The following is a 21,265-nucleotide window of genomic DNA, read 5'->3' as shown; positions in this document are numbered from 1 at the left end:
GGTGAACAAAGGTGCTCGAAAACTAAAAATCAGCCAATATGGCACGTATTAGGCGAATCTGTCTGAAACAACTTGTTTAAAAGTAGCAAGTGCCATCTTCAACGAAACAATCTCAACGGGAAATTCACTGAATTCGCAAACCTTTGCTTTCAATTCTATTTTCTCACAGATTAGGTGCACCTGAGCGGCTCCTAAAGTCCCTGAATTGCCTTTCAACGTATGTAATTCAGATTGAACACCTTTACAATCATTTACAGCATAGGCTTTTTCGGCATTTGCGATTTGCTGTTCAGCCTCTTCAATGAATTCTTTTAACATGCCTCCTACGAAGAGAGGATCTCCACCTACGGCGTCCGAAAGCGACTTCAGTACTTCTTCATCTACAACCTCATTTGAAAGATCATCCAAAACATGCTCAGGAGCGTGTCCATCATGTACCCATTTCCCCACAATTTGAATGAGTTGTTGGGCTCGAATAGGTTTGGCCAAATAATCATCCATTCCTGCAGCTAAAAAGCGTTCACGATCTTCTTTCATGGCATATGCTGTCATAGCTACAATAGGTGGTAAATTCGAAATCGAATCTTTCAACTGTCGTGTAGTTTGCATCCCGTCCATTTCAGGCATTTGAATATCCATTAAAACCAAATCGAAAGCCTGGTCATGTGACAAACATTCGATAGCCTCTTTTCCACTTTTTGCTGTTTCAACGACGCAACCAGCCTTAATCAATATTTGAGAGGCAACTTTACGGTTAGTCGCATTGTCATCTACGAGTAAAATTCGCGCATGCACTTCCTTTAACGTACCCGATATATCAAAACGGTCAGCCTTTAACTTGGCTGATATCTTCATCGGGTCACCAATGGGCAATTGAACTGAGAACCAAAAGGTACTACCCTTACCTTCTTCGGATTCAACACCTATTTCTCCATCCATCATTTTACAGAATTCCCGTGAAATAGCTAATCCTAAGCCCGTACCACCATAATTCTTGGATGTTGAATTATCCAATTGCTGGAATGCAGAGAAAAGTTTCTTTAAATCTTTGTGACTTATTCCAATTCCAGAGTCTGTTACCCGAACCATCAAGTCAACATGAGAATCAGTTAACTGAACCGTCGAAACAGAAATCTTCACGGTCCCGTTCTCGGTAAACTTCAAGGCGTTTGAAGTTAAATTGGATAAGATTTGTAACAAGCGTGTTTCATCAGCAATAACAACTTTCGGGACGGATTTATCAAGCGTGTAGCTTACTTTATTCCCTTTCTGATGGGCAATAGGGGTAAACAAGGCCATTAATCGATCAAGCAAATCCTCAATAACCAAATCGGCTGGATGGAGTACCATTTTTCCTGCTTCAATTTTGGCTAAATCCAAAATGTCATTCAGAATATGTAAAAGCGTTTCGGAAGATTTTCGAATCGTTTGTAAATAATCATGCTGATCCTCATTCAGAGGTGAATCACTTAATAAATCCACCATGCCGATCACCCCATTCATAGGGGTACGAATCTCATGAGACATGTTGGCCAAAAACTGCTCCTTCACCTTCAAAGAATGCTCTGCCTGCTCACGTGCCTCCACTAATTCAGCTTGGTACTTCTTTAAATCCGTGATGTCACGGGCAATTCCAGAAACTTCCCCGATTGTCCCACCCGATTGAATTGGATTGAGGTAAATTTCCAACCATTTTTGTTCTCCATTTCTAGTAGCTAATTCAAGCTCAAAGTGTTGTTTTTGTCCCCGAAACGCTAATTTATATTTGTCCTCTAGGGGTCGCCTTTCATTAGGTGCCACTAATTGGAATCCCATCCTTTCGGTACTAAAATTTAGTTGGGGTTTAATTTGTAGCTCTTGCTCGAGTAATTCAGTGTATTCATGATTAAAACTCGTCAACATGAGGCGTTTGTTCACCGACCACATCAAGTGGGAACTTCCTTCAAATATAGCATTTAGTCGGGCCGTTTCATGCGCTAGGGCTTCTTCTGCTTGCTTGCGCGCAATAGCGACAGCTACTTGGCTCGAGATAAAATCCAGTAATTCTAAATCTCGATTTTCATATTTATTGGCACGCTCATAAGACTTAACTCCAATAATTCCAGTCACCCGATCACCTATTCGAAGTGGCACACAGAGCATAACTTTAGGCACAACACCATATAGGTAAATTTTCTTTTCATCGGCTAACTTATATATATCATCATCATGTAATATCAAAGGTCGGTTAGCCATGATGGCATATTCTGTTAAGCCATTTCCCAATTTACGTTTGGTAAAATGTACACGTGAATCAAAATATTCATCGATGTAATAAGGGAAATACAAGTAACTTTTGCCAGGATCATATTGTGCAATGAAAAAGTTCTTAACGTCGATAACCTCGCCTAATTGCTTATGTATATTCACATATAAATCATCCAAATTGGACGAATTAATAGCAACCTGTGAAATAGATGAAAAGAGCTTATTTGCACGTTCTGCACGAACTTTAGCGGTAGAGTTATGCAATATACAGCGGTACGCGGTAGGTGTACCTCGTTCAAAACGGCAAGTTGCTGAACCAGAAACATAGAGTCGGCGGCCATCTTTTCGTCTAAACACAGCGGTAAACTCAGGCAACTCCTCTCCTTTACTTAATAAATCAAATTGAGCTTGTGTGATATGTGCAAATTCAGGATGCAGCACATCTTGTATGCGCAAGTCTCGGGCTTCCTCTTCAGTATATCCCATGGTTTCTAGCCATGCTCTATTCACGAATAAAAAACGACCAGATACGCCCGTTATTTGAATTAAATCGGTGGTATTATTTATCAGATCCTGCAGTTGGGCATTCGAACGACTCAAAGCTTCAGATACTTTTTTCCTTTCGGTTATATCTTCTCCAATGATACTCAGGTAGGTAGCTTGATCTGCATCATGAACGATGGTAGAAGCCACCTCAACCCATTTCATGGAACCTGTTTTTGTAATATAATTTCGTTCTCTATCTTCAAATAATCCACCAGCTGCGATTGCCTTTTGAAAAGAGGCGCGACGATCTTCAGTTTCTCCTTCGGGTAAAAGTGTGGTAAAAAAGTCTTTGCCATTTAATTCATCTGCTTTATAGTTAAGCAATTGATGCGTATAAGCATTGGCAAATACAATAGTACCATCGAGGGCCATCAGTATACCGAATAACTTCAGGTTGGAAAGTGTCTTAATTAGGCTTTCTTTAGAAGTGGCCTCGGAGGCAATACCATCATTAATTTCAAGCACATCCAATTGCTTTTTCAGCTCTTGAATTTCTTGAATGAGATCGTCCTTTGTTTTATTTGCCCAAACAGCCATGGCTTAATTCCCTAATTTTGCTTAAATGTACAAAAAAGGGCGTAATTTTGCGTACCCATAAGCCCCAAGAACACGTGCAAGTAAGAGCAAAAAAGAATTTAGGCCAACACTTTTTAAATGATTTGGATGCAGCCCAACGCATCGTGAATGGCTTGCAGGATTACACCAATTACAAAAAAGTACTTGAAATTGGTCCTGGAATGGGGGTCTTAACGCAATATTTGGTCAAGAAAACAGCATATGAAACCTATCTAATCGAAATTGATAAGGAGTCTGTTGATTATTTGCGCAAGAATTACTTAGAATTTACGGGTCCACGATTAATCGATGGGGACTTTTTGCGTTACCCTTTGGAGAACATTTTTGGTGAAGAGAAATTTGCCATCGTGGGTAATTTTCCTTATTTCATTTCGACGCAAATCTTTTTTCGGATTTTGGAATACAAAGATCAATGTGTGGAAGTCGTTGGCATGTTACAAAAAGAAGTAGCCGTTCGATTGGCAGCAAAACCTGGCAACAGGGATTATGGTATCTTAAGTGTCCTATTGCAGGCATTTTACGATATTGAATATCTATTTAGTTTAGGTCCTGAGGTATTTACCCCTCCCCCAAAAGTTAATTCGGGTGTCATTCGTTTGGTTCGAAATTTCAATAAAACGTTAGACTGTGATCCAAAGCATTTCAAGATTTTGGTCAAAATGGCATTCAATCAACGACGTAAGACATTGCGCAATGCACTACGATCCATGCAATTACCTGATCATCCTTTGTTGACCAAGCGTGCAGAACAATTAGGGGTAGATGAGTTTACAACCTTAACATTGCTATGGGAAGCCAATGGATACTTAGGAACCTAAGAATTTAACGCTGCCTTGGGCGAAATTTGGGCAAAATTTCCGTAATTGCGCCTTCAATCTTTTCAAAATCGAATCTCATGGAAGAAATCAACGTTCAGCACCTTCCGTTCGAACTCACCAAAGAGTTTTTAGAAGATATTCGCCAGCTGATTACAGCCCAAGCGAACGAAGAGATTATTGCCAAAATTGAAGATCTATTTCCAGCCGATATAACGCATATTTTATATGAACTTACCGGTGAAGAAGCTAAATACCTCGTTCAATTACTGGACACCAAAATTGCGGCTGAAATCATCTCTACCTTAGACAGTGATGACCGTATAAAGTTTCTAAAAAACTTTACCTCGAAAGAAATTTCGGAATACATTAACATCGTTGATTCAGATGATGCGGTGGATATTTTAAACGAACAGCCTGTTCGTATACGTGAAGAAGTCATCGCACTTTTGAAGGACCGCGAACAAGCACGATTCATCATTGATTTAATGCATTACGACGAGGACTGTGCGGGTGGTTTAATGCAAAAAGAGTTGATAAAAATCAACGTGACCCAGACGGTAACCGAATGTGTAGAGGAGATTCGCCGACAAGCTGAGGATGTAGAGAAAGTTTACTCCGTTTATGTTGTTGATGATGATGGCATTTTATTAGGTACAGTATCCTTGAAAAAAATCATTTTAGCTAAGCGGGGATCAAAAATTCAAGATGTTTATGAGGCTGACGAAATCGTATCCGTACAGACATATAGATCAGGAGAAGAAGTAGCAGATTTGATGCAAAAATATGATTTAGAAGCGATTCCTGTTATAAATATTCAAGGGCGCTTATTAGGTCGTATCACCATTGATGACGTGGTCGATTTCATCACAGAATCTGCTCAAGAAGATATTCAGGTGATGGCCGGTATCTCGGAAGACGTTGAAGAAGATGACTCCGTTTGGCTTCTTGTACGTTCACGGCTGCCTTGGTTAATCGGTGGCATGGTAGGTAGTTTTTTTGCCGCTAAAATCATTGATCGTTTCGAAGAAACGATTGCCATATTACCCGCAATTTCAGCCTTCATTCCATTGATTGGCTCTACAGGTGGAAATGTGGGCATTCAATCCTCATCCTTAATCGTGCAATCTTTGGCAGATAAAAGTGGTTTAGATACGTCACTTTGGAAACGTCTTCAAAAAGTATTCATCGTTGCCTTGATCAATGCGTTGATTGCCGCCATTTTTGCATTTGGTTGTTCTATGCTCATTGATAATGGTGCCATCATGTTGTCCATTACTGTTTCCTTATCCTTATTTGCTGTCGTTATGTTAGCCTCGTTAATGGGTACCATAACCCCACTGGTATTAAATCAGTTGAAAATTAACCCAGCCGTGGCTTCGGGGCCCTTTATTACCACAACCAATGACATATTGGGCTATGGAGTATATTTCCTCATCGTCTATTTCTTGTTGTAAGGAATGATATCAGTCATCCAACGCGTAAGCGCTGCCCAATTACACATCGAAGGTAACTTACATGCATCGATAGGGAAAGGTTTTGTGATATTAGTCGGAATTCATGTTGATGATACAGAAGTAGACGTAGACTATTTAGTTGGAAAAATTCACGGTTTGCGAATTTTCTCTGATGAAGCGGGCAAAATGAATTTATCTTTGGAACAAGTTTCAGGAGAAATTTTACTTGTTAGCCAATTTACCTTGTATGCAGATACCCGTAAAGGCAATCGCCCCAGCTATATGTCATCAGCAAGACCTGAAACAGCCATCCCCTTATATGAACTAATGATTCAAAAACTTTCTAAAGCAATAGGTTCGACTATCCAAACGGGTGAATTTGGTGCCAATATGCAAGTAAGTTTATGTAATGATGGACCTGTTACGATTATCATAGATTCTAAAAATCCCTAGTTATGACCTTAGAAGAAGCACAAAAGCAAGTTGACCACTGGATTAACACCGTCGGAGTACGTTACTTCAACGAGTTAACCAACATGGCGATGTTGACAGAAGAGGTGGGAGAAGTAGCTCGAATAATCGCCCGACGTTATGGAGAACAATCAGAAAAAGAATCGGATAAAAACAAGGATTTAGGTGATGAAATGGCAGACGTTTTATTTGTATTAATCTGCTTGGCGAATCAAACAGGCGTTAACTTAACGGAAGCTTTGGAAAAAAACTTAGCAAAAAAAAGCATCCGTGATGCGGATCGGCATCATAATAATCCCAAACTGAATAACTAAATTAGTTTATAGGAGGTATTTGACTATCTGAGATTCTTTTCCCCATTTTTTTACCTTCTTCTTGATTGGGTATAAATGGACGGACTAATGATATCAAATCAAGACTAGGATTTAGCTTTTGAATAATCTCATGACGTACATCAAATTCCGTTTCGCCAGAGATTTGTCGATACTCTTCATCTGTAATACCTTCATGTTTATTTGATGCATTTGAGAAAGAGGCTAAGTGGCCTAGGCTATTGTCGCCCATTAATTTCCCACCTTCCCATGAAACAACGGAGCCACCGTGTTTCCAATTAAACCCAGAAAGGGTAAAGTTCTTTTGATTAATTGCTTGAACTGATTTTAAAGGCATTCCCAACAATAAACCTGAATTTGTCTTCCATTCGGATGCATTACCTACTATGGTCACATCGACTATTTGTCCAGCGCGGTAATAAATATAAACTTGTTTCGTTGAATTAGGATACAGAATTGTTCCTCGTAACCGATCATCACCGATTACCCAAGAAGTATCAGCAATTAACGATTCTTTACCATATTTTTGCTCCAAACCAGCTAGATTTTCACAGGCTAATACCTCATTTAAACTTCTTGTAGGATTGATAGATTCCACTTCCTCATTACTTGTACCACAAGCCAGCAAACCCAATACGGTAAGAATAGAAAATAGGTATTTCATATTAGAAAGAATAAGCTACTGAAATAGTTGCATTTAAACCCTGTACTTGGTACTGATAAAACCTTTGGTAATTTTTCCCAAGTAGGTTATTGCCCGAAAGACCTAAATTCAGGTTTCGTTTGATAAAATAGTTGATTTTAAAGTTGACATCCAAAATATCGTCCAACTGAATTAACTGATTTTTGACAGGATTTAATGCATAAAGCTTGTTGAGCCAGTAAACTTCGGGGGCTACGATGATTTTAGGAGATAATTTCCAAGAATTCGTCCAAGTTAATGTCGTTTGTGGTATGTGAGGAGCTTGGAATTTAACACCGAGTTGCTGATGAATCACATGATTAAATTTGAAACTCGATGTAAATTGTGTTGAAAAATTAAAATTTATATTTCCTGTAAAAGTAGAAACTTGCACTTTCTCTAAACCACCTCGATATTGAACATCAAATTTATTACTAGCCGTTACCGCATTTACCAAGAATGGCAAATCGGCATACTCAGCATAATCATACTTGGCTTCAAAGTCAATTACCTTATTTCCCCCTATTCCTTTGATACCGGCATACAGGTGACCCACTTGACTAGTATTCTTTAATTGATTAGGAATACGCATCCATGGATTTTGTTGCAAAAATGTTTGAAAGGAATTAAACTGTACGTCACCTCCGATACCACCAAACAAATGAATATAATCAGATGCACCAAAATCCAATTGGAGCATAGGAAATACACGCGTTTTTTCAACCAAAGGATCATCCGTTTCTGTAACAAACATAAAGCCAGCGTTCAAACTAACGCGAGAGCTTTTATAAGCTAAATGTGGATTAATTCGGTATAAATAACGATTCCATTGTTGTTGGTTACCACCTGGGACATACGCCGAGAAAATGTAATCAGCACCCAGTTTAAATCTTAATTTTTCCGAAAGTTTGTGAGCGTATAAACCATTTGCTTTGATAATCAACTCGGAAAAATCAGCCGAATTTTGAAGTTGGTCACCCGAGACACTTAATAAATAATCAGACGAAACATTTTTTCGAACACTACTAATTTTGCCTTCCGCGCTAATGCGTGAATAATTTGCTCTCAAATCACCAAGCTTTACAAAGGATGGAATTTCAGGAAGACCGTAAAAGTAATTGGTGAATTGTTTGTAACCGAGTGTACTTTCCCAATAATTTACGCGGCCAAATGAACGACTCTCTAAGCGAACCTGATTCTCACTTCTTCCAGAAAATTCCGATTTTACAGGACCAAATTGATTCGCATCGTGATTTAGTTTAATGCCCAAAAATTTATTTTCCTTTTTACTGTAACCAATATCAAACTTAAATAAAGAGTGTCCATAGTTTCCTAATCCCAATTGAATGGCATTCGAATATTTATCCCCATAAGCTGTTTTATTATTATCATCAGTTCGCATTTCTTGCGTGGCTGGCGGGTCAATTTTAGGGAGGGAATCAATGGGCCAAATAGATTCACGCAATTGTACCTTGGGAACGTTTAATTCAGCCGGCCCAAAAATCTTCATAGGCAAATATGAACGATCTGATACTTTCAAATTCATAACGGCACGCGTAGAATTTGGTATGGTAATTATTGAACGATCTATACGAGACTCCTGCGCCAAAAGATTAAACGGCAACCAACTTAAACCAATAAAAAATAAAATCAGTCGCTTCATTTATTGAATTTCTTCTATTTTTTTCTTTGCTAAAACTTTCACGTCATTATCTGTTGAACTGGATAATAAACTCTGAAGAATAGCTTTTGCTTGTGGCACATTTTTTAAATGAATAAAATTATCTGCCATTTGTAGATAAGCTAAACCAACGATTGCATCCGGCAAGTGGTAATAAGAACTTCCTTGCTTTACAAATTCACTTACCAACCATTCATTAGACTTCTTATAATCTTTTTGCATGGCTTTCGATTTGGCTAATCCCAAAGCAGCTAAGGCACCTACTTCGTCCTGATTAAGTAAAATTGCCTTACCAAACCACATATCAGCCATATCATAATTGTGAGCCTCTTGAGCAAACTGACCTATTTCCACGGCCCATTTACTCTTACGAAGTGAATCTGATCCATCAACATCCGCAAACAATTGAGTCAAGTTTTCAAATTTTCTTTCTTTACCATACAAGAGCTTCAGCTTATCTTGTACGCTAACCATCAAGGTATCTTGATATGAAATATTTGCTTTCAAATCAACCAATTGGCCAATAGCTAAATCTGTTTGCTTTTGCTCTTCAAAAATCAATGCCGTAAAAAACTGAGCCTTTTTAGAAAAATTGGGGCTTTGTTGGCTCTGCTTCAGGTAATTTAAAGCATTCGTAAAATCTTTTGTATGATAAGTTGATACCCCTAACATAAAGTTTAGTTCGTCCAATTGCGCATAGGTTGGATATTCTTGAAGGAAACGAACCAACTCAGGGACAACTAATTTGTATTTCCCAAGTCGGAACATTTCTGAACAAATTTCAAACCATTGATCTGGTAAGGAAGGATCTTCACCATTTTGGTTTGCATACAAACGGCGTAATTCTATAACTTCAGAGTGACGACCTGCCTTTTTCAATAAATCGGAGGCGCCAATGATTGCCTCTTTTGCAGATGAATCAGCTGTAAATTTACGTACAATCGAGACATAATCGTCCATCGCTAAGTACCATTGATTTGTATTGTCATATGCCTGAGCTCTAATCAATAATACAGGAGCATAAAAAGGATTAGTCACTGATTTTTTTTGGATAAACTGGGTTGTATTTTTAATAATTTGAGCATAAACCTCCGTTTTTTGTAATCGAACGAGTGCCTCGTTCAATCGATAGAACATCAAATCGACATTGGAGTCATTGGGATATTTGTTGATGAATTCCTGATAGACATCTGCAGCTTCTTTAAACATGCGGAAATTATACAGGATAATAGCTTTTCGACTAATCAATGAGGGTGTTTGTAGGGTATTTTGTTGAATAGCTTCATCAAAATATTTTAATCCCGCTTGTAAATTTCCATTGGCAATCGAAATCTCAGCAAGATTAGTTAAATCATCCGTATTTCGCTGTCCATCCAATTTATTTGCGACATATTCTTCAAAATATTGCAAAGAGCGGTCATACATCGTGATAAATGCAAAAGAATAGGCTAAACTAAGACGAATACGTTGGCTGAGTTCTTTTGAGCCTGCTGTTAATGATGTTTCTTCTAATAAAGACAGATAAATCTTTATGGCATCTGAATTCTTATTTGATTTAGCAAAAATTTCCGCTAAACCGAAACGAGCATACCATCCCATTTCACGGTTTATCGGAAAGTCGAGGGATTTCTTAAAGTAGGTGATGGCTTTTTTATCGTCTTTTTTGTCATAAGCATTCGACCCTAGGTGATAACAGGTCGATTGATAAAGCTCTTGAAATTTCACTTTACCTATGGGGAAATTTAACATAAAATCTTCTATGTCGCTTAATGCACCTTGTTTTTGAAGCGCATCTATGGCTAAAGCAACGAGTATATCGCCAAGTTTATTCTGCGGTGCACGTTTTTGATAGCTCTTAATTTCTTTTAACAAGGCAGGCCATTGTTGGTTACTTTTCAATAAATTCAAGAACAACACATACGCTTCATCCGCTAAATCTTTATTGAAAGGCATGTTGGCAACTTCCTTTAACGCAGTGTAAGCTAAATCCCATTTTTGTTGATCAATTAATATCAATGCACGCGTTTTGGCAATTTCCTGATCCAATGAATCAAGCGACTGAGTTGATGGCTTAGCTAACAAAACAAGGGCGTCTTCAAAACGCTTCAATTTATAGAGTGAAAAAGCATACCTATACATGCTCTCTTTGCTCATCAAATTTGGGGACTTGTCAGAAAGAACTGAATAACTCTTAGCTGCGTTAGAAAAATCATGTTTTTGAAACTGTAGATCGGCAATAATGGCAGCTAAATTTCCTGCTGGTAATCGATTAGAGCTATCGCGCAAAATAGGTTCAACGTAGTTAATCAGATCATTGTAACGATTCAATTTAACATAAGCAGAACTAATCCAAACCTGTGCCTCTGCTGTATATTTAGGAGCAGAACTGGCAATTTTGAAATCTTCAATAGCCTCTTCAAATTTCGCTGAATGAAAATGCATAACACCAGCGTAATAAGCGGCAGGTAAGGAAAACTCCTCTTCAGATTCTAGTTTCAACAAGTTAAACAAGCTCAAAGCTTGATCATATTGACTTGTTTTGTAATATGAGACGGCTAAATAATATTTATGCTCTAAATTAGTCTGGGATGAATTACTTAGGTATTTGATAGCACGCACCCAATCACCAGTTTCATAATAAAAAACACCTATCTCCGTAATCAACTTTGCCGTATACGGACTTTCAGGGTGATCAGCAATAAATTTTACGGCTTGAATTTCTGCTTCGGGACGCATCGAATAAATTGAGCACATCGCAATGTAGTACTCCACGGTTGTGCGCTCTGAAATCAACAATTCACGTTCAGCTTGTAGTAATTTCAGATAATAGCGAAACTCTTCTTGCGCGGCTGTAAAATTATTTGAATCGAAGAAAAACTTTGCTTGACGAAAATGTTCGTAGGGGTCACTCGGTTTAATCGTCTGCTGCCCATGAACAAAAAGGGGATTAACGAGGTAAAAGGCACTTACTAAAAGACTAAAATATACGAATCGTTTTTTCATCTACACAAGATGTACATCTATGGTTATTACAATAATACAAATTTTATTTCAAATTTATCGCTCATTTCTAACGATAAAAAAGCAAATAAATTTCCTCTAACATATATTTTATCTAATTTTGACAATCATATTTTAGAAGCATTACGACATGACGATTCATAACTTATTCATATTCAGCCTAATTTCCTTTTGTTTAAATCCCACATTTGCTCAAAATCCCAACAAGAAGCTACCACCCATCAAATATGGCGGATATGTCATTTATGAAAAAAATGGGCATGGATTAGTCGCTTCAGTCGAAAACTTAGGTAAGTTAGATTATAAAGAGGCCTTAAAGGCCTGTGATTCATTGAACGTGAATGGATTTTCCGATTGGCGTTTGCCTACAAAGGAAGAATTTGAATTAATTCACCCCAAGCTAAATCTTAAAAAAATAGGTGGAGGAAGTATATTTCAATCTTCGTGGTATTGGACATCCACTGAAATTGACAAACAAAACGCCTGGACGCATAATCTTCAAACAGGCTTGCAAGCATCCTATTTCAAGGATTTCAAATGCTATGTTAAAGCTGTTCGATTATTCTAAAACCCCAAACTTCCTCATTTGTCGGTCCATTATTGAAAAATAGAGAGGAGGAATTAGCGCCAAAATCAACATTCCCGGATAGCCTGTAGGCATTTGCGGAGCACCGTCATGATGGCGTAAGATTTGATACTTGCGTGAGGCTAAGTAATGATGGTCACTGTGCCGACTTAATTCAAACAATAAAATACGCCCCATTGAGTGATTACTATTCCATGAATGCTCGGGCATAACTCGACCATACCGTCCATCATCTTTTTTAGTTCGCATCAATCCATAATGCTCTATGTAATTAACGGATTCCAGTAAAAGTATCCCGATGAAAGCGGTTAAGACAAAATAAATACACGTATCCAGTCCCCAAACAAGGTAAATGCAAACTAACAAGCCTATTTGGAAAAAAGTATAAAGTAACATTTCATTTGAAAAACTCCAAAAACCTCTCCCCTTTTTTTGTAATTCATTTTGCATAATTCGCCAAGCACTGCGGTATGTTCCAGGAATTGTTTGAAAGAAAAAGGCATAAACCGTTTGTTTATATTTTGCCGTACTTGGATCTTCTGGCGTACTTACATGCGTGTGGTGCCCCCGATTATGTTCAATAAAAAAGTGCATATACAGGCTTGTAGACAACAAAATCTTAGCCATACCTTGTTCAAAAGATTTTACACGGTGTCCTAACTCGTGCGCCAAGTTTATCCCAAAAATTCCAGCCAATAGACCTGCTGTAGCAATTCGTCCAGCACGATCGATACCTGAAATCTCAGGATCTGCAACATGATTCAAAAATTGATAGAAACAATAAATTTGCAGACCAAAAGCTACATACAAAACCAAGTCATAAGCAACGTTTTTCTTCGCCAGTAGTTCATCATCTTCCGATAGATTTTGAACGTTTGCAGGCAAAACGAGTTCCAGGATAGGAATAAAGAAAAAGCTAAATAAAACACTAAGCCAACAATACAAACCTGTGGACTGGTAAGAAATCAATGCCCCAGCAAAGAGTAAAAATGGAATTAAATACTTGATTATGCGCATGTTATCGATTCAACTTCACAATAATAATAAATTAAATCTGCTTCATCGCAAGGATAAAATCACTTGCCACTTTATTTATTTGATATTCCTTCAGAAATAATTCCCGAGCGCGCTGGCCAAGTTTATTTCGATGCCCTTCGTCGGCCAAAAGCTTTTTCATGGCTTGGGTGACAGCAGCCACTTGAGGTTCACAAATTTCAGCAGCATGAGCTTCCTGAAGTTCGGAAGCAAATCCAATTCGTGTACTGAACACACAAGGCTTGGAATAAGCCATAGCCTCTAAAGCTGCAATTGAAAATCCTTCAGAATAACTAGGCAAAACAAATCCGCTAACTTGCTCCAAAAGATAAGCCTTATCACCTCCGGTAACCACATCAAAAACATGTACATTTTGATGTGAATAAGTTGTAAGTTGGTGGCTCAACGTATCTGAATAATCATCACGAGGACCTGCAACAATCAAATGAACCCTTTCCCCATGCGTTTGCGTGATTTCTTCAAAAGCTTTCAATAAGAGATCTATACCTTTTTTTTGATTGATTCGACCTAAAAACAAAAACACGAAAGAGGCCTTCGATTGAATGACTTGCAGTGTTGCTTTGAAATCCGGATGAGGGGATAAGTCGGTCATTTTTTGGGGATCTTCAATGCCGTTTGGAATAAACACAATTTTGCTCAATAAATCAGGAAACAATTGCCGGACAATTTTTTCTTCTTCCCGACTTATTACGTGAATCAGATCCGCAGAGCGAAGAAAACGTTTTTGAAGTAAATTCCAGAGTAAACGTTTCTTCCAAGCAGAACGCTGAAAAGCATAGGGATCTAAGAATCCATGAATCGTAATAATCTTTTTTGCACCATTGGGTATTAAAAATGGCAAAATTGAACCGAAATACCATAAACCATGAATGTGGATGTATTGATACTTTTTCCGGTTTGCAATAAACCAAAAGAGCAAGGACCATGAAAATTCAGACAGAATTCGTGAAAAAAAACTTTGTTTAAAGACATGTAATTGCACACCTGGCGCAGTCGGATAGCTATGATGTTGAGCATCCATGGAACTGGCAATTGAAACATCTATTCCTGACTCGACCTGAAAACGTGAATGATTTAAAATTACACTCGCAGGACCACCTGATTCATAAGAATAGGAACACAAATGCAATAAATGGTCTGCTTGCTTCATGTTAAAATTCAATCTTCCACTCCTTTGTAATGATTTTTTTCAATCTCTCGGGGTCATCCGATGCGGCCTTTTGGGCCTCAAAGATATTGATATCAACGAGCAGTCGATACCATAGGCCTTGCATAAAATGAAACATCCAAACTTTAGGATGATCAAAAAAACCTAATTGAAATACAAAACGAAAAATGAAGTAAATAAAAGCACGTAAACCCAATGGCAAACGGTTGTAAAAACTATTTTTGGCGGCGCGTTTGACATGTGCCTGACTATTCCCCGCAGCGGTAAGATCTGTGGTAAAAGCCAATTGATATTTCTGATTTAACGCATCAGCAGCTTCTCTCCTAGCATAATTATTATGCTTAAGTACCCACCAGTGCATATCATTCAGGTTTTCATCGACTACATGTTCCTTAAAACGAATGGTTTCGCCTGCTGACAAGACGATATGTTCATCCATAAGTCGTTGCTCACAAGAGCCTAAGCCTGTACGCCATAAACGCAAGAGGTGTATCGGATAAAAACCTCCGAATCGCACCCAATGTCCCTTAAACAATACTTTACGGGTAAATTCTATCCCTGAAATACCTTCAGAAATAGACGGTAACCTTTGCTTGATTTCTTGTTGGAGCTCTTCCGTCAAATATTCATCGGCATCAATGCGAAGCGTCCAACCTGTTTGAATAGTAGCCTCTTGAACGCCCCAATTCAATTGTTTGGCATAATTATTCTCCCAAACATGCGAAAATACCTCAGCACCTAAATCCTTGGCAATTTCAATGGTGCGATCAGTAGAAAAAGAATCAATGATGCAAATGCGTGTACAAACAGCTTGCAAGCTTTGGATACAGCGAGCAATATGCTTTTCTTCATTAAACGTCAAAATGATTGCCGTTATGTGGGTCATGCGCCTAGAATTTCAACAAATTTACCATTAGCGCGTGGATTCACAAGGTATTTAGTGCTTATTCTATTCGATAGAAGCGGTGTGTCACTCGAATATCAGGCTTAAATCCACCAGGAAAATAGTCTTTTTCAATCAATTTTATGGACTCCAGTTCATTCGTAGCATCGGCTTTTTGCTCATAAAAGCGTTTCGCTTGATCCAAATTCAAGATTAGTTGATTCGACCAAAATCCTTTTTTCAATAAATTAGGAGTAACCCGAACGAGCTCATGGGAATCTGCTGATTTGAAATCGGCATGAATCTGAGGAGGTTGGAAAATTACATTAGCTAAAACGCCACGCGAGCTGTACGCCATTTCAAAGGTGCTTTCGCGTAAATACCCAGCTTGCAACTTACCGAACTGAATCTCCTCCCCTAGCTTATGCATTTCGCGCCTGGTGAAAACCAGGCTTAACTTTCTATGCCGATTTTTGCGACTAAATAACAGTAAAGAATCATTGGAGTCAATGATCTTGTAGTGTTCAAATAAAGCCTTTTGGGTCAATGATTCTTCATACCATGGGTATTTGTAGGCTGATTTTTCAAGACCATACACAATGAATTCTGGGGCTTTACTTGATGCTAAATAATGCTCATTCAGCGAGTCAAGATATCGATCACCTGCTAAATAACTCTGTAGGGTGGGACGTGGAGCATAATTTAATTTATTCACATAAACCTGTGATATCTCGAATGGAATAACATCCACTGTTCGATTCTTGATTTTAGCTAGAAAAGTCTGCGGTAGTTTTTGGCTAAACTCCTTTTTATTCACTGATGTATCACCTGAAAAATAATGAGCTAAAATGAAGTGTCTATATTTAATGCCATGCCAAATACCTAATTGAGTAAAACCGACAAGCGGAACATAAGCCCAAACATATAACACAAAAATGAACGGAAGTAGCAACATATAAAATCGACGAATCGCTTGCATGCTACAATATGAAATAAGCAAAATTCCCGGGTAAGTCAGTAATTTGGCATAAGCTGTTAAATGACCTGAATCAGCTCTTACAAAGCTGTATTTAATTAAAACAAATGAAATACCGAGACTGAATGCTAATATCAAATAGGTACTAAATTCCTGCCTTTCTTTATCAAATATCTGATAAAATGTAAAAATAACTTGCACCAAAAAAACAAAGTACGTCGCAGCAGTCAGTTTTTTAAAGCTTGCTGGGAAAATAGACATCCCTGCATTATAATTTGCTATGATATGTAAACTCGTTTTAAAATATTCAAGTAAATCCGTTTTTAGGTATGCAGCCCAAATCCATAAAACTCCACAAAAAAAGATCAAATAGATAATGCCTACCCACCAGGCCAAACGCTTTTGAATGACCATAACAAGTAGCAAGACAAACAAAAATGCCCAAACGATGATGCCATAATTGGCTTTGGTAAAGAAAATAATCCCCAACAAAATAAATGACATAGATAAGGAAATCGCTTGCTTAAGTTTGTTTTCGGAATTAAGCGCTACAAAACCATGATACATACCTAAGAACATCCATAAAAATGCCGTGGATTCACCAATCATTTCGAAGGAGAAAAGATTGAAAACAAAAAATAGAAGGAAGTGATAATGTTTCGCTTGTTTGGGAAAACAGGACGCATGAAAATACAATAGATTCCCAAAGAAAAATCCATCATAAAGTAATTGCTTCCATGCTGGAACATGTATGGGTAGTCGGTAAATATAGGAACCTAATGGACCATATGTGAATACAAAATCTTTCCCCCAAACGCCATCCTGATTACGCAATAAGTTTAAAGCAAGCTGCCAAGAAGGATCAAGTCCCATACCTGGTTCTTCAAATAAGCGAAGAAATGGGAAAGTCAAATAAACTAAGGAAAATGCATACAGCCAATAAAGCCATGCTTTTGAAATAGGAGCTCGTAAAATATTGATTATTGAGTTCAATGGAATGTTTTTAAAAAACATCGCTTATGCACTACAAATCTACGCAGAAAAAATAAAAAAGAACCTTATGTAAATACATCGCCGTGCAGCTGGCTCATTGAAATAGTAAAAAAACCTTAAGATCTAGTATTTAGAATAAGATGGCGATTGTTAGCTTCTCCTGGCAAGAACTAGCTAATTTGGCATATCGCCTGGTACGGATGTATGATACGTTTCATACAAAATACCTAAAAGTCCAAATACAATGACAATTTCAAATAAATATTCTACTGCGAAAAGTGGGTTTATTAAATCAGCAAAACGTGTAATGTAAAATAGATTATTATGCCACCAAAGTGCCGGATGAATTGCCAACAAAACATTCAAAAGTATAAATAAAATCCATTTTGAATATACAAATGACTCTGTTATTAAAAAAAGTACGGGCATCAAAAATAGCAATGCATAATTTGCATAGGAACTTTGCTGAAGTAGCATTAACAAGATGTAGGTGATAATGAATAATTGTATAAAAACATCTTCTGTAGAAAATTTAAGTCGCTTTTTTGAAATCCAAACTAAACCGATGAATACATTGATAAGCAATCCCAACCAATTAAGTATGGGAAGCCCCACCGGCACGACGTCCGAGATAAATGGACGAAGCAAGGACAGCAAATTGGGAGTTCTAGGAATATTGGCTTCCTGTATCGGGGATAACAATTGTAGGCCTACTTGACAATATAGGATTAGGATAATAGGGGCAAAAATTGACAAAAAGCCCAAAATAAATCGCACCTTATTTTGAAGTAAAAAGAAAATCCCTGGTAAAATCAGGATGAAAATCAATTTAGATACGAGAAAACCCAAAGCAAGTCCAGCACCTAATAAAAATTCACTCTTCTTCCATCTGTATACATGCAAAGTGGCTACAAACGCTCCCCACATCCAAACATCCTCTTGGCCACCAAAAATTGTAAATATAAAGGTGGTTGGCAACAATAAATAAATCAAGGAGCATACCGTCATATTGACCTTATTGAACCATTTTATGGTAGCCCTCAAAGCTGCAGCCTCGACAAAAATCATCAGTAACACGATAGCCTTAGGGCTGTTCCAAATAAGCAAAAATAATCCCGAAATATATGGGAAAAAAGGTGAGTAAACGGATTGAAAATCCCGGTAAACTAAACCTCCCTTAATCGCACTAAGAGAAGACAAGTAAAAGATATTAACATCTGAGGTTGTGTCATAATTCAAAAGAATATAAACACCCCAAAATGGTAGTAATCGAAACAAACTGAACGCAACAGAAAATTGCTTAAAATCATTGAAATCAACATGCCTGGCCAAGTATAAACGAAATTTCAAAACCAAAGCAATGGCAATCGTCAACACCAAAGATATCAATAGCTTATACCAAAAAATTTCCATTACAAAACTGTAAGCAAGAAGTATCAAAATTCAAGATAACAAAAAAGCATTTACCAAATATTTGGTAAATGCTTTTTTGTGTGGTCGCGTAGGGATTCGAACCCCAAACCTTCTCATCCGTAGTGAGATGCTCTATCCAGTTGAGCTACGCAACCATTACCCTCAAGGGATTGCAAAGGTAGAAATAGTTTTTAAAATTAGAAACATTCATTCGAAAAAAAATAACGCTATTTTGAGCATTTAACAGCTAATCCCATCGTTTACAAGCACTTGAAGCTATTTTTTGTATTGAATCCGATAAATACTACCTCCTAAATCATCGCTAACATAGAGTGAGCCGTCAGGTCCTTGCGCTAGCCCACACGGTCGATGCTGAATAGGCCCTGTAGGCTTAGCTAAGTCGGTCCCTGCAAAGTTATCGGCAAATATCTCCCATTTCCCACTCGGCTTTCCGTTTTTAAAGGGAACGAAGGCAACGAAATACCCTTTTTTTAATTCGGCCGACTGGCCATGAAAGGCAATAAAGGCTCCATTTTTATACTTGGTAGGAAATTGATTTCCTGTATAAAACAAAAGATCGTTGGGACCCATGTGGGCCGGAAAAGCTACCACAGGATTCAAGGCATTTTCACCACCTGTCTTCTTCCCATCACCACCGTATTCCGGAGTAACGATTTTTTTATTTTGCTTGTGGTCATAGTAAATGTAAGGCCAACCAGCATCATCACCAGCTTTTTTAAACTCATACATGGCTTCAGCCGGCAATTCCTGTGACTGCTGTGGGGTATAATATTGTGGATAAAAATCATGAAACTGCCCTCGTCCATGCGCCATAGCAAATAACGATTGAGTTTGTGTATTCCAAGTAATTCCAACGGCATTTTTTAAACCCGTCGCATAACGAAGACCATCCTTGAAGCCTTGATTTAATTTATTGGCATCAAATTGCCATACACCACCTGCCGAATCTAAAATCGCGCACGGATTCATTCCTTGACCAGTTCCAGGGACCCGACATGGATCATTCCAAGATCCTATCGTAACATATATGTGTTTTTTACTTTGATCAAAAACGAAAGGTTTCGCATTGTCACGCCCATGATCTGGCAAACCATCCACAATGGTTTCGGGCTTGTTCATATCAGCAATCTCCCCTTTCGAGTTCAATGCATAACGAAAAACACCTTTATTAGAAGACGCATAAAAATACTCACTGTCTATCAGTATTCCAGTTCCCGGATAATTACCAAAAAACATTTGTTCATCAAAAACCCCATCTTGATTAGAGTCCTTGAGCTGAACAATCCCATTACCATCTTTCAACTTAGATAATTTGGCATAAACATGTCCTTGATTGGATACCGTAATGTGGCGGGTTGGGCCTAAATTTTTACCGATTTCATTGACAATAAATCCCGTAGGTACTTTAATTTCTTGAGCAAAAAGTATGTTGGGCAAAAGAAGACCAAACGTTAGCCATTTTTTCATATTTTGAATAATAAGTTTGTTACAAGGTATGAAATTTTATGAAAAGAGCTATACAGAATTACGCTTGAATCGCGAGCTAGCAACTACAGAAAGACATGTGCTCAAACTTGAACGATTACCAAGAAGCCAAGCGTATGGCTTAATGAATAAATCGAATAACCTGATTTTTTGTGAGGCCCAGGCCTCATTTTATCATTTATCGACCTTTTACCTATCAAATTATAAGTTTATTGGACATAATCTTCCCTATTTGTTGATACCTTAAGCATTTATCACCTAACCCAAATTCATATGAAAAATTACCAATCGAATTTATTGAAAAACATTTTTTTCACATTAGCCATACCATTTCTGATTTTTTCGTGCTCAAAGGAAAAAGCCATGGTGACACGTACCACATACATTGAAAACGGGGCAATGTATAAATCCGTTACCAAAGAAGAATACCTGAAAGCTACCGCATTAGAAAGACGGTTTATTGATCAAATTGACGGGGCCGTTAATGCATTGGATATCCTGAAAAAAAATAATCCACAACAAAATTATGTTGCTATTCTAACCATTGATAAAGACCCTAACAATAAATTTCACAATTCCATTCTCATAGGAATCGCGGAAAGTAAAAACACGGACATCAAGGTAGATTCAGAAACTGAACCAGTACCAGATGGTAAATGTCACATTTGTGGATTAAAGTCTGCTTACAATTGCATTAGTGAAGTAGAAAAATACATGGAATCAAAAAATAAAAATTCCATTTCTGCCACCATTACCAGAACTGATGATAACTGTGTCGATATAATCTACCATTAATCGGGTAAGCTTGAACAAAAATTTAGGAATCAGAAATAGTAGACCTATTTTTAATTCCTAA

Annotated in this window: 17 protein-coding genes and 1 tRNA gene; 7 read left to right on the top strand and 11 right to left on the bottom strand. The window is 37.8% G+C overall.

Annotated elements, in window-relative coordinates; genetic code table 11:
- Nucleotides 1-48 precede the first annotated feature (48 nt).
- Nucleotides 49-3,330, bottom strand: coding sequence for a PAS domain S-box protein (locus tag ACIQZ2_RS02785; RefSeq protein WP_395767314.1), 3,282 nt, complete (start codon nt 3,328-3,330; stop codon nt 49-51).
- A gap of 74 nt (nt 3,331-3,404) precedes the next feature.
- On the opposite strand from ACIQZ2_RS02785, the gene rsmA reads away from it, so the two are divergent.
- The 4 genes from rsmA to ACIQZ2_RS02765 all read left to right on the top strand — a co-directional run bounded on the left by rsmA (nt 3,405) and on the right by ACIQZ2_RS02765 (nt 6,426).
- Entirely contained in the window at nt 3,405-4,187 is a 783-nt protein-coding gene (gene rsmA / locus ACIQZ2_RS02780; protein WP_395767313.1) for a 16S rRNA (adenine(1518)-N(6)/adenine(1519)-N(6))-dimethyltransferase RsmA, read from the top strand.
- A 77-nt stretch (nt 4,188-4,264) separates the two neighbouring features.
- Nucleotides 4,265-5,641 carry a magnesium transporter gene (mgtE, locus tag ACIQZ2_RS02775; RefSeq protein ID WP_395767312.1) on the top strand — a complete coding sequence of 459 codons (1,377 nt, stop codon included), beginning with the start codon at nt 4,265-4,267 and terminating at the stop codon, nt 5,639-5,641.
- A gap of 3 nt (nt 5,642-5,644) precedes the next feature.
- Complete coding sequence (dtd, locus tag ACIQZ2_RS02770; RefSeq protein ID WP_395767311.1) at nt 5,645-6,094, top strand: D-aminoacyl-tRNA deacylase; 450 nt, start codon at nt 5,645-5,647, stop codon at nt 6,092-6,094.
- A gap of 2 nt (nt 6,095-6,096) precedes the next feature.
- A complete protein-coding gene (locus tag ACIQZ2_RS02765; RefSeq protein ID WP_395767310.1) occupies nt 6,097-6,426 on the top strand; it encodes a nucleotide pyrophosphohydrolase in 330 nt (109 codons plus the stop codon).
- A gap of 1 nt (nt 6,427) precedes the next feature.
- Here the strand turns inward: ACIQZ2_RS02765 and ACIQZ2_RS02760 are convergent, their stop codons facing one another.
- Genes ACIQZ2_RS02760 through ACIQZ2_RS02750 form a run of 3 tightly spaced genes read right to left on the bottom strand, consistent with a single transcriptional unit; the run spans nt 6,428 to nt 11,810 of the window.
- Nucleotides 6,428-7,108, bottom strand: coding sequence for a hypothetical protein (locus tag ACIQZ2_RS02760; RefSeq protein WP_395767309.1), 681 nt, complete (start codon nt 7,106-7,108; stop codon nt 6,428-6,430).
- A gap of 1 nt (nt 7,109) precedes the next feature.
- Nucleotides 7,110-8,789: a hypothetical protein gene (locus tag ACIQZ2_RS02755; protein WP_395767308.1), complete on the bottom strand. Its 1,680-nt coding sequence runs from the start codon at nt 8,787-8,789 to the stop codon at nt 7,110-7,112.
- Nucleotides 8,790-11,810, bottom strand: coding sequence for a tetratricopeptide repeat protein (locus tag ACIQZ2_RS02750; protein ID WP_395767307.1), 3,021 nt, complete (start codon nt 11,808-11,810; stop codon nt 8,790-8,792).
- Between the two features lie 148 nt (nt 11,811-11,958).
- On the opposite strand from ACIQZ2_RS02750, the gene ACIQZ2_RS02745 reads away from it, so the two are divergent.
- Nucleotides 11,959-12,396 (top strand): DUF1566 domain-containing protein, encoded by a 438-nt coding sequence (locus tag ACIQZ2_RS02745; protein WP_395767306.1) that lies wholly within the window; start codon nt 11,959-11,961, stop codon nt 12,394-12,396.
- On the opposite strand, the gene ACIQZ2_RS02740 is transcribed toward ACIQZ2_RS02745, so the two are convergent.
- From ACIQZ2_RS02740 to ACIQZ2_RS02710, 7 genes are all read right to left on the bottom strand, one after another.
- A complete protein-coding gene (locus ACIQZ2_RS02740; RefSeq protein ID WP_395767305.1) occupies nt 12,388-13,431 on the bottom strand; it encodes an alkane 1-monooxygenase in 1,044 nt (347 codons plus the stop codon). The genes ACIQZ2_RS02745 and ACIQZ2_RS02740 overlap by 9 nt on opposite strands.
- Before the next feature lie 31 nt (nt 13,432-13,462).
- Nucleotides 13,463-14,620 carry a glycosyltransferase gene (locus tag ACIQZ2_RS02735; protein WP_395767304.1) on the bottom strand — a complete coding sequence of 386 codons (1,158 nt, stop codon included), beginning with the start codon at nt 14,618-14,620 and terminating at the stop codon, nt 13,463-13,465.
- Between the two features lies 1 nt (nt 14,621).
- Nucleotides 14,622-15,524 (bottom strand): glycosyltransferase family 2 protein, encoded by a 903-nt coding sequence (locus ACIQZ2_RS02730; protein ID WP_395767303.1) that lies wholly within the window; start codon nt 15,522-15,524, stop codon nt 14,622-14,624.
- Nucleotides 15,525-15,582: 58 nt separating this feature from the next.
- Nucleotides 15,583-17,511 carry a hypothetical protein gene (locus ACIQZ2_RS02725; protein ID WP_395767302.1) on the bottom strand — a complete coding sequence of 643 codons (1,929 nt, stop codon included), beginning with the start codon at nt 17,509-17,511 and terminating at the stop codon, nt 15,583-15,585.
- 153 nt (nt 17,512-17,664) lie between these two features.
- Nucleotides 17,665-18,903: a hypothetical protein gene (locus tag ACIQZ2_RS02720; RefSeq protein ID WP_395767301.1), complete on the bottom strand. Its 1,239-nt coding sequence runs from the start codon at nt 18,901-18,903 to the stop codon at nt 17,665-17,667.
- 81 nt (nt 18,904-18,984) lie between these two features.
- Nucleotides 18,985-19,058: transfer RNA gene (locus ACIQZ2_RS02715), tRNA-Arg, on the bottom strand.
- A gap of 121 nt (nt 19,059-19,179) precedes the next feature.
- Nucleotides 19,180-20,391, bottom strand: a complete 1,212-nt coding sequence (locus ACIQZ2_RS02710) for a PQQ-dependent sugar dehydrogenase (RefSeq protein ID WP_395767300.1) — start codon at nt 20,389-20,391, stop codon at nt 19,180-19,182.
- A gap of 28 nt (nt 20,392-20,419) precedes the next feature.
- Here ACIQZ2_RS02710 and ACIQZ2_RS02705 point away from each other — a divergent pair, with 28 nt between their 5' ends.
- Together ACIQZ2_RS02705 and ACIQZ2_RS02700 are read left to right on the top strand one after the other, a co-directional pair.
- Nucleotides 20,420-20,656 carry a hypothetical protein gene (locus ACIQZ2_RS02705; protein ID WP_395767299.1) on the top strand — a complete coding sequence of 79 codons (237 nt, stop codon included), beginning with the start codon at nt 20,420-20,422 and terminating at the stop codon, nt 20,654-20,656.
- A 26-nt stretch (nt 20,657-20,682) separates the two neighbouring features.
- Nucleotides 20,683-21,204 (top strand): hypothetical protein, encoded by a 522-nt coding sequence (locus ACIQZ2_RS02700; RefSeq protein WP_395767298.1) that lies wholly within the window; start codon nt 20,683-20,685, stop codon nt 21,202-21,204.
- The last annotated feature ends 61 nt before the right edge of the window (nt 21,205-21,265 follow it).

The sequence above is a fragment of the Aquirufa sp. genome (assembly GCF_044342065.1).
Classification (GTDB): Bacteria; Bacteroidota; Bacteroidia; order Cytophagales; family Spirosomataceae; genus Aquirufa.
Note: the sequence above shows the minus strand (reverse complement) of the source record. Positions and strands in the feature narration are given on the sequence as shown.

What these genes read in the sequence shown, in the direction of transcription:
- ACIQZ2_RS02785 (WP_395767314.1), bottom strand. Translation starts at nt 3,330, where the DNA reads ATGGCTGTTTGGGCAAATAAAACAAAGGACGATCTCATTCAAGAAATT.
- mgtE (WP_395767312.1), top strand. Translation starts at nt 4,265, where the DNA reads ATGGAAGAAATCAACGTTCAGCACCTTCCGTTCGAACTCACCAAAGAG.
- dtd (WP_395767311.1), top strand. Translation starts at nt 5,645, where the DNA reads ATGATATCAGTCATCCAACGCGTAAGCGCTGCCCAATTACACATCGAA.
- ACIQZ2_RS02765 (WP_395767310.1), top strand. Translation starts at nt 6,097, where the DNA reads ATGACCTTAGAAGAAGCACAAAAGCAAGTTGACCACTGGATTAACACC.
- ACIQZ2_RS02760 (WP_395767309.1), bottom strand. Translation starts at nt 7,108, where the DNA reads ATGAAATACCTATTTTCTATTCTTACCGTATTGGGTTTGCTGGCTTGT.
- ACIQZ2_RS02755 (WP_395767308.1), bottom strand. Translation starts at nt 8,789, where the DNA reads ATGAAGCGACTGATTTTATTTTTTATTGGTTTAAGTTGGTTGCCGTTT.
- ACIQZ2_RS02750 (WP_395767307.1), bottom strand. Translation starts at nt 11,810, where the DNA reads ATGAAAAAACGATTCGTATATTTTAGTCTTTTAGTAAGTGCCTTTTAC.
- ACIQZ2_RS02745 (WP_395767306.1), top strand. Translation starts at nt 11,959, where the DNA reads ATGACGATTCATAACTTATTCATATTCAGCCTAATTTCCTTTTGTTTA.
- ACIQZ2_RS02740 (WP_395767305.1), bottom strand. Translation starts at nt 13,431, where the DNA reads ATGCGCATAATCAAGTATTTAATTCCATTTTTACTCTTTGCTGGGGCA.
- ACIQZ2_RS02735 (WP_395767304.1), bottom strand. Translation starts at nt 14,620, where the DNA reads ATGAAGCAAGCAGACCATTTATTGCATTTGTGTTCCTATTCTTATGAA.
- ACIQZ2_RS02730 (WP_395767303.1), bottom strand. Translation starts at nt 15,524, where the DNA reads ATGACCCACATAACGGCAATCATTTTGACGTTTAATGAAGAAAAGCAT.
- ACIQZ2_RS02725 (WP_395767302.1), bottom strand. Translation starts at nt 17,511, where the DNA reads ATGTTTTTTAAAAACATTCCATTGAACTCAATAATCAATATTTTACGA.
- ACIQZ2_RS02720 (WP_395767301.1), bottom strand. Translation starts at nt 18,903, where the DNA reads ATGGAAATTTTTTGGTATAAGCTATTGATATCTTTGGTGTTGACGATT.
- ACIQZ2_RS02710 (WP_395767300.1), bottom strand. Translation starts at nt 20,391, where the DNA reads ATGAAAAAATGGCTAACGTTTGGTCTTCTTTTGCCCAACATACTTTTT.
- ACIQZ2_RS02705 (WP_395767299.1), top strand. Translation starts at nt 20,420, where the DNA reads ATGAAATTTTATGAAAAGAGCTATACAGAATTACGCTTGAATCGCGAG.
- ACIQZ2_RS02700 (WP_395767298.1), top strand. Translation starts at nt 20,683, where the DNA reads ATGAAAAATTACCAATCGAATTTATTGAAAAACATTTTTTTCACATTA.